At 36.7% G+C, this 8,694-nt stretch carries 7 protein-coding genes; all 7 read left to right on the plus strand.

Annotated elements, in window-relative coordinates:
- Window positions 1-1,060, plus strand: a 1,060-nt coding sequence (locus ABN099_RS18735; RefSeq protein ID WP_349465907.1) for a CS1-pili formation C-terminal domain-containing protein, incomplete at its 5' end; no start/stop codon positions are given.
- A gap of 14 nt (window positions 1,061-1,074) precedes the next feature.
- Entirely contained in the window at window positions 1,075-2,649 is a 1,575-nt protein-coding gene (locus ABN099_RS18740; protein WP_349465908.1) for a fimbrial protein, read from the plus strand.
- A gap of 650 nt (window positions 2,650-3,299) precedes the next feature.
- Window positions 3,300-3,560 (plus strand): ogr/Delta-like zinc finger family protein, encoded by a 261-nt coding sequence (locus tag ABN099_RS18745; protein ID WP_064721085.1) that lies wholly within the window; start codon window positions 3,300-3,302, stop codon window positions 3,558-3,560.
- Window positions 3,561-3,834: 274 nt separating this feature from the next.
- Window positions 3,835-4,899 carry a dihydroxyacetone kinase subunit DhaK gene (gene dhaK, locus ABN099_RS18750; protein ID WP_349465909.1) on the plus strand — a complete coding sequence of 355 codons (1,065 nt, stop codon included), beginning with the start codon at window positions 3,835-3,837 and terminating at the stop codon, window positions 4,897-4,899.
- A gap of 31 nt (window positions 4,900-4,930) precedes the next feature.
- Window positions 4,931-5,563, plus strand: a complete 633-nt coding sequence (dhaL, locus tag ABN099_RS18755) for a dihydroxyacetone kinase subunit DhaL (RefSeq protein ID WP_349465910.1) — start codon at window positions 4,931-4,933, stop codon at window positions 5,561-5,563.
- Window positions 5,564-5,598: 35 nt separating this feature from the next.
- Complete coding sequence (dhaM, locus tag ABN099_RS18760) at window positions 5,599-7,047, plus strand: dihydroxyacetone kinase phosphoryl donor subunit DhaM (RefSeq protein WP_349465911.1); 1,449 nt, start codon at window positions 5,599-5,601, stop codon at window positions 7,045-7,047.
- A gap of 908 nt (window positions 7,048-7,955) precedes the next feature.
- Window positions 7,956-8,546, plus strand: coding sequence for a common pilus major fimbrillin subunit EcpA (ecpA, locus tag ABN099_RS18765; RefSeq protein ID WP_349465912.1), 591 nt, complete (start codon window positions 7,956-7,958; stop codon window positions 8,544-8,546).
- The last annotated feature ends 148 nt before the right edge of the window (window positions 8,547-8,694 follow it).

The raw sequence follows: 8,694 nt of genomic DNA on the forward strand, positions 1-8,694 counted from the left end.
TAACTACTCGTTTGGTACCACGCTGAATTTCACGCAATTTTGGGAATACGCTGGCTCATTTACCTACTCTTACACCAAAGATTTACGTGATAAAAACAAATCAAAAAGCTTCGAATATTCAACGTCTCTTTATACTGGACGTTATGGCTCAATGAGTTTACGCGCCGGTGTTCAGCGTTATCATTACGATAACCAAAACAGCACCAATGAAAAATACATCACCCTCGATTTCTCTTTACCATTAGCCACTTGGCTCAGTGCCGGTGTCTCTTCAAGTAACGGTAATGTGCGTGGCGAACTTTCCGCCTCGAAAAACTTTGAAGATTCGGCAATCCGCAGTGCGGGACTGTCTGTTTCGACACTTTTACATGATAAAGATGGCACTGACAGCGATTTTGCCGTCAATGGCTATGGCATGTTTGATACCAAATACAGTACTGGTACGTTAACCATGAATCGCCCTAACAATGATCGCTTTAATACCACGTTAACCGCCAGAGGTTCATTTGCTTACAGCGATATGAATTTCTCAGCAAGTGGTAAACAAGAGACGGCGGGGGTGATAGTGAAAACTGGCATTGATGGCAAAGGAAATATTGCGGCTAATGTGAATGGTCAACGCTTTATTCTTTCCGGTAATAATAACTTTATTCCGTTATCGCCGTATGGCACTTACAAAGTTGAATTACTGAACGATAAAAATAGTGAAGACAGCTTTGATATCGCCTCAGGACGGGTAAAAAATGTGGTACTTTATCCTGGTAACGTTGCGGTTCATCAACCTGAATTAAAGCAGATGGTGACGGTGTTTGGTCGCATGAAAGCGCCAGACGGCACGCTGTTAGCCAGTGCGCAAGTACGTAACCACATAGGTCGTACTCAAACTGACGCACAAGGACAATTTGCCATGGACGTGGATAAACGTTATCCCGTTATTTCATTGCAACAAGATGATAAACAAGTGTGTGAAGCAGAATTGGATCTCTCTTCAGCCCGAGGCGTGTTATGGGTAGGGGATATTATTTGTGATCCTCAAACTATTTTAGCGAGTCGAGATTAAAGGAATTTATTGTTATGTTTAAAACTTGCTTATTTTTAATGCTGACACTTTTTTCTACACTCTCTTATAGTGCCGTCACCTATAAAAACAGCATCGTATTTATCGAAAATAATATTGATAATGAGTACTTTATTACCCCTAGAGCAACCGATCCGCGCTTTAGTGGAGCAAACGTATTTACCAAATACAGTGCAACCAGTCAACTGAGTTTGGGCTATATGGGCTATGTTGGTTCTATTCCTCTTTATAACTACTTTGATATTTGGTTAGAAAACTCGCCAATTAAAATGCCCTTTATTGGTAACCGCTGTTGGCGAACTTATAAAGATTGCCCTGCTGATAGTGTACAACGACCTGAACAAATCCTTAACGATGGTATGTACCGTGCTTATATGAATACCCATGGTGGTGAAGCGGGTATTCCTCGAGGTATTTTTTCTGACTCGTTTTATCAGTATATGCGGCAACTTCCTGTTGGTGCGATTGAGCTTTTTAATTACTTTTCCTGCTATACCAAAAACGACTATAACCCTGCACTAGGGCAAACCTGTCGTTCTGTTAAAGGTACAGTTTATGAACAAAGTTTTGCCATCACCAAAGACGGTCACATTAAGTTAAAATCAACGAATGCATTACAAGAGATTTTTGTCGATAGCGAAGGTAATGCCATATTAGGTCTAGGTTCTAAATTTTGCGATTTAGGTAAAGATGAAGTTATTTGCAAAATGGTTGATTATCACTTTTCAGGTACTGCATTCCCTGCCATGTATTTATCAATGAAAGTCGATACCACAACATTAAAATTCACACCAGCCGCTACTGATATTTACCTTTCAGCAGCAGGTGCTCCGCCTCTTTACTATTATTCGTACACAACATCTGTGCCTTTATTAATGAAAACTGGCGATGGTGGTGTTTATGTACACTTTAAGAAAAGTTTTCTTAAGAAGTTAATCTCAAATAATGTTGATTTATCAAAAAGTCAGAATTTATTTACCTTTAGTTTCACTAATACAGCAGTACCTCAATCTGGCTTTTATGAATTTACCCCTTCTAATACCATTATTATTAAACCACGTGATTATGGTGTGAGTATTGTCTCTAAAGATTTAGTGAATAAACCTTATCGTGAAGGTAAAGTCGGCGATAAAGCGCCACCGTTAATTTTTGATTACACTATTACCACCAGTGCTTTTCGCCAAGCCGATAAAATTACCGCCTCTGTTGAAGGTCCAACCCAGATGATAAGAGGCATACCTTATTGTATTTTTGCCTCAAAAGATAAAAAAATGCATGTGCCCTTTTCAGCTTATCTCTCTTATACCAGCCAAAATGGGCAGAAGATATCAGCACGAAGCGCTTGTAATAATGCCCCGGTAGATCTTAAAGATGCATTATGGACACAAACTACATGGCCTCATCCTTATCACTTAGATGGTTCGTTTTATCGCACTGATTTGCAACTCTCATTTCCAATGAATGAAGGCACTTCGCTGTTTTCATTAGAAGGTGAGGATTGGCTAGGGGTAGTAGAAGCCAGCGGATATGTCAACGTATTTGCCGAGTGGACAGGTCCAGATATTCATTAATAATAGGTTGAAGAGTAGATGCACATCCATATGCATCTGCTCTTCTATTGCCGTTATCAACATCCACTGTTTTAACGTACTGCTATCTGGTTACCGTATTTAACACTGTAAAAGAACGCTCACCTCCCAGTATCAATCAGATAATCTGTATGAAATTCGCAGCAATTCACATCCTTGTGTTACTGAATAGATAACCGTCGTTGAGATAATCCAAGTTCCTTTTGTTTTGGAATATACAATATCCTTTGTGACAAACAATGATCTATTCAATCATATTTCTACTAAATTTCTTGTTAATCTAAGATAAATTATCCATTTTTTATCTCACATCACACAACCATCAAAACAATAAACTAAACACAAATAAATTCAATATGTTGCATATTTTCCTGAGTGATTTAGTGTGAAGCTATTATCTATAATGTTTGTATTTTACGCCAGTAAGTTTGTTCGGTTAAGTTCGGTTAAGCGCTATTAACCGAATATAGCCGAATAGTTTGTAGTAAAAATAACAATTTAACTTGTTATATAGCTACTCAAGCCACTTAAAACAAAAGGAAATTTAAAAAAACAATAATTGTACTAGTTATAATACAAACTTGAGCTAAAATAGGATCTATTGAATAAAGAATAAGAAAGAGAAAAACAGCATGCGTGTATTAACAATTTTCTGTCCAGAATGTGGTGAAAAAGCGATGGTAAAAAAAAGCAATAGAAAACACAAAGAGTTATCAGATCTCTATTGTGCATGTAGTGATCCTGAGTGTGGGCACACCTTTGTTTTAAACCTCACCTTTAGTCATACATTAATGCCTAGCGCAAAAAACAAAGATGCGCTGCTGTTAAGCGTGATAAAAAACTTGTCTCCAGAACAGCGAGAAAAAGCATTAGCACTATTACAAGGTGTTTGATCCTTTCTCATAATTCTCTATTTCTCCGTTATTTTATGATCTTGCTCCCATTCTGGCAGGTTATTTGACTATCATGTTCTTATAAAAACATAAATGATGTAGATTCATTTTTAACCCAAACAAAAAATAATCCTTATGTTTATGCAGGCAGCTCAACTGCGTTGCTAAAAAGTCATCATTCTATTCAGTCTCTAATCAAAAAAGCACAGAACCAATATGGAAAATTCAATTTTCCACTTTTAGGCTAAGTACATATTTCAAATGGAGCATTAAGATGAAAAAACTTATTAATCGTGTTGATGATGTTTTATCTGAACAATTGCAAGGTTTTGCAAAAGCTCATCCTGAAATTAAACTTCACCCTTCACTTTTTTACGTCACACGTCAGGATGCTCCAGTAAAAGGAAAAGTCGCGCTTTTATCAGGCGGAGGGAGTGGTCATGAACCTATGCATGCCGGATTTGTTGGTAAAGGTATGCTAGATGGGGCTTGTCCTGGTGAAATATTTACCTCACCCACTCCAGATAAAATGTATGAATGTGCTAAAGCCATTGATAGTGGTGAAGGCGTATTGATGATAGTGAAAAACTACACTGGTGATGTGCTTAATTTTGAAACGGCAACTGAGCTTTTACATGATGATGGCGTCAAAATTGCCTCTGTTCTTGTTGATGATGATGTTGCTGTAAAAGACAGTTTATATACAGCAGGACGTCGTGGTGTAGCAAATACGGTATTAATGGAAAAGTTACTTGGTGGTGCAGCTGAACGAGGTGACTCTTTAGATAAATTAGTCAAACTTGGTCATCAGATTAACAATAACGGCTTTTCAATTGGTATCGCTTTAGAAGCTTGTACTGTTCCGGCAGCAGGAAAACCCTCTTTTACACTCCCTGAAAATGAAATGGAATTTGGTGTAGGTATTCATGGCGAACCGGGCATTGATCGTCGTAAATTTACCTCACTTAACGATACCGTTGATGCCATGTTTAATACCTTAATTGAAAATGGTCATTATCAACGCACGATCCGACACTGGGATCGTGATGAAGGCGCTTGGATCGAAGAAACTCAAATTAAATCACCACTAAAAGCGGGTGATCGAGTTATTGCACTTGTTAACAACCTTGGTGCCACTCCTTTATCTGAACTTCATGGTGTTTACCACCACCTCGGCGAATGCTGTGAAAAATTTGGCTTAACCATTGAACGTTCATTAATTGGCTCTTATTGCACTTCATTAGATATGTCTGGTATCTCCATTACCTTATTAAAGGTAGATAACGAATTACTCACATTATGGGATGCCCCTGTATCTACACCTGCAATGGTTAAATAGCCGATTTATACAGATAAAAAAGGAATAAAAAATGGTATTAACAAATAAGCAGATTATTCTCTGGCTACAACAATGTGCTGAACTTTTTGAAAAAAATAGTGATTATCTGACTGATCTAGACCGTGAAATTGGTGATGCTGACCACGGGCTAAATATGAATAGAGGTTTTAAAAAAGTCGCAGAGAAATTACCCGAATTGGCAGATAAAGACATTGGTTTTATCCTTAAAAATACAGGTATGGTACTGCTATCTAATATCGGTGGTGCCAGTGGTCCTTTATTTGGCACCTTTTTTATTCGGGCAGCAAAACCAACTGCATCACTGCAAGCGCTAGACTTGACTCAATACAATGAAATGATAAAAGAAGGTGTTGAAGGTATTGTTAGCCGAGGCAAAGCCGAACCTAATGATAAAACCATGTGTGATGTTTGGTGGGCAGTTATTGAGACTTTAAAACAAGCTAATCAGCAAAATTTAACGATAAAAGAAGCCATAACACAAGCCTACACTTCAGCTCAACAAGCCGCTGAAAAAACGATCCCAATGCAAGCAAGAAAAGGACGTGCCAGCTATCTTGGTGAACGTAGTATTGGGCATAAAGACCCTGGTGCCGCTTCTGTTGTACTTATAATGCAAGCCTTGGTGAATAGCCTTAACGCGTAATACACAACGAACAATAGGATAAAATAAGGTCAATTATGATTAATATCGTTATTGTTTCGCACAGCAAGCATCTTGCTGAAGGTGTTGCAGAGCTTGCTAACCAAATGCTTAATCCGACCCATTGCCGACTTGCCGTTGCAGCGGGTATTAATGATGAAGAGCATGTTATAGGCACTGACGCTGTAAAAATCATGACAGCGATTGAGTCGTTAGCCGATGCACAATCTATTGTCGTGATGATGGATTTAGGCAGTGCTATTTTAAGCACTGAAACCGCACTCGAGTTGCTCGATCCTGAGTTAGCTAAAAAAGTGACACTCTGTTCCGCACCCTTAGTTGAAGGTACATTAGCCGCTGTTGTTGCCGCATCTTCAGGCGCTTCATTACAAAAAGTGCTAGAAGAAGCTTCGCAGTCGTTATATCCCAAAAGAATTCAATTAGGTGAAAATTTCTCTCCGCCTCAAAGTAATCTCACTTTGCCCGCCAAAATACACGGTAAAGAAGCGCGTTGGGTGATACGTAACCCTCATGGATTACATGTTAGACCAGCGGCAACACTTGTCGAATTACTGTCAACGTTTCAAGCTGATTATCAATTAATTAAAGGTGATCGTCGTATTAATCCTTTAAGCCTAAATCAGTTATCACTCATACAAATTCGTAAAGGAGATGAAATCATCTTAATTGCTTCTGGCGAGCAAGAAGATGAAGCCATTGCCGCATTTCTTAAGTTAGCTGAAAATGGCTTTGGTGAAGATCTAGCCTCTTCTTTAGAAAAAGTGACATTACATGGTGTATTAGTTCCCCCCACATCAATTAAAGCGCCTGCTTTTATCTGGCATGAAACACAACTTCTTCCATCTGAAGAAGTGACTGAAGCACTTAGTATTGAAGAACAAACCGAACAGCTAATCCAAGCGATTAAAAAAACGATTAAAAATCTAAAAAGCTATGCCAAAAAAGCAAACAACGAGATAGGTGAACACATTGGTGCCATTTTTAATGGCCATATTATGATGTTAGATGATGATGAATTAATAACATCTGTCATTGAACGTATAAAAAGTGGCAAACTGAGCACACAACAAGCTTGGTTTAATGAAATGCAAATACGCGCACAAACTTATCGTGATCTTCATGATCCCTATATTCGCGCTCGTGAACTTGATTTACGTGATTTGTGCAACCAAGTGCTTTACCATTTACAACATAAAGTAAAACCTTCTTTTAAATCATCACAACCTGTTATTTTAATTGCTGAAGAGCTATTTCCCTCAACCGTTATAACACTAGAGAGAGATAGCATTCTTGGCATTGCGCTTGCCAAGGGTGAACATCGTTCTCATAGCGCAATAATTGCCTCAGAAGCACAATTATTTATGTTGGTTAAACTAGGTGAAGATTTACTAAAAATAAAACATAACCAGATTGTCATATTAGAACCAAGCCAAAGCTCACTCTCCCTTCCAGCATCTGCAAATTAATTAAATAGTCATGTCTTTAAGATATTTAAAATAAGACATGACTATTTAACTTTATTTTAACAATAATAATTTCCTCTATTTTATATTTTAAAATGAAATTAAATCAATTGAAATTAAAAAGTGTAAATATTAATCATTTACTAATATAAAAATAGAAAATAAAAATATCATATTTTTATTATGAACACTTTATATCTTTATTAAATAATCCAATTAAGACATTAAAATAATCACCAACAAATAACGAATATCGATATAAGACTACACTTATTATTAATTAATATATCCAGTTTAAAATTTATGAAACATTCAAAAAACAGCTTAAAATAAGAATTTAAACCTAAAAACTAGGTATGAAAAAAAGTTAAAATTTATATAACAACAAAAATAGATAGAATCTATAGCAATTACAGAAAACAATTAATAAGAGTAATTTATATTTTTAGCAATCAACTCGCCACAAGAGTACGTAAAGCACAATAAGTAGTTAGGACATCTTATGAGTTGTATTTTCAGTATAAACCGCTATGGGAATTATCTTATCCACACATATCTCTTTATTAGTTAAGTTTAGTTAAGTAAAGATACTTTACGTAAATGCACTCTATTAAATATGAATAACTTAAATAATAGATTTCATGGTTATTCCCCAGAAAAAAATAATTCATAACCACGATATGGTTAATTATCGAAATAAGATAAAAGAAAAGAAATAAAAATCACAATTAGATTATTAAATAATCAAATAAAACAATGAGAGTTATCTCTTTAAAATGAAAGTTAGCTTTATTTTCATTTTAAATAAGTAGTTTTTTATCAATGGAATTTTAATAAAGATATAAAAATTCTTTCTCTAATAATTGAAAGAAAAACCGCTCTATTATAGATAATCATTAAAGGATATAGGTATGAAAAAGCTGACATTAGCCGTTCTTGCTGTTGCTATTATGGGTGCAACTACCCTTGCTCAAGCAGACACTCGTAAAGCACAAGCTGTAGCTTCATGGGATGCGAAAGCAATTAAAGATACTCAAAGTATGTTAGTTGTTACCCCATTAAAATCATTAACTTTCAACTACGCTGAAGGTATTAAAGGTTTTAATACTCAAGATGGTGCTTTCGACATCACAATCCAAGGTCAAGAAAAAGCCACTGACTTTAAATTGACTTCAAAAGTTATCACCGACACCTTAACTCGCGCAGCGGATGACAGTGAATTAACTGTTGGCGTTAAGTGGAATGGCGTTGCATTAACTAAAACTGCAGACACCACTATGGTTGACGTTGCTGCTGGCACCACCGCAGGTCTGGACTTCTTAGCACAAGAAGGCGCTTACAACGGTAAAGAACGTGTAAGCGGACAAGGTCAATTCACCTTTAACATCGCTTCTGCTGAACAAGCCGGCGCAGATGTTAAATTCTCAGATTTAGCCGATGGTTTCTGGGATGGTGATGTAAGAGTGCAGTTTACTGCAACTTGGGAAGGCGACTTCCAATAATAGATTTCCAGTTTTGAAATATATTTTATTAATGCAATAAGGGATGAGCGGATCATTCGCTCTCCCTAAAGGATTCGTGATGAAAAAAATAATATTAGCCTGTTTGAGTCCTTTGTTTTTTTATAGTCATTTCGCAGCAGCTATTCAT

The organism is Proteus hauseri, assembly GCF_040139125.1.
Classification (GTDB): Bacteria; Pseudomonadota; Gammaproteobacteria; order Enterobacterales; family Enterobacteriaceae; genus Proteus; species Proteus hauseri_B.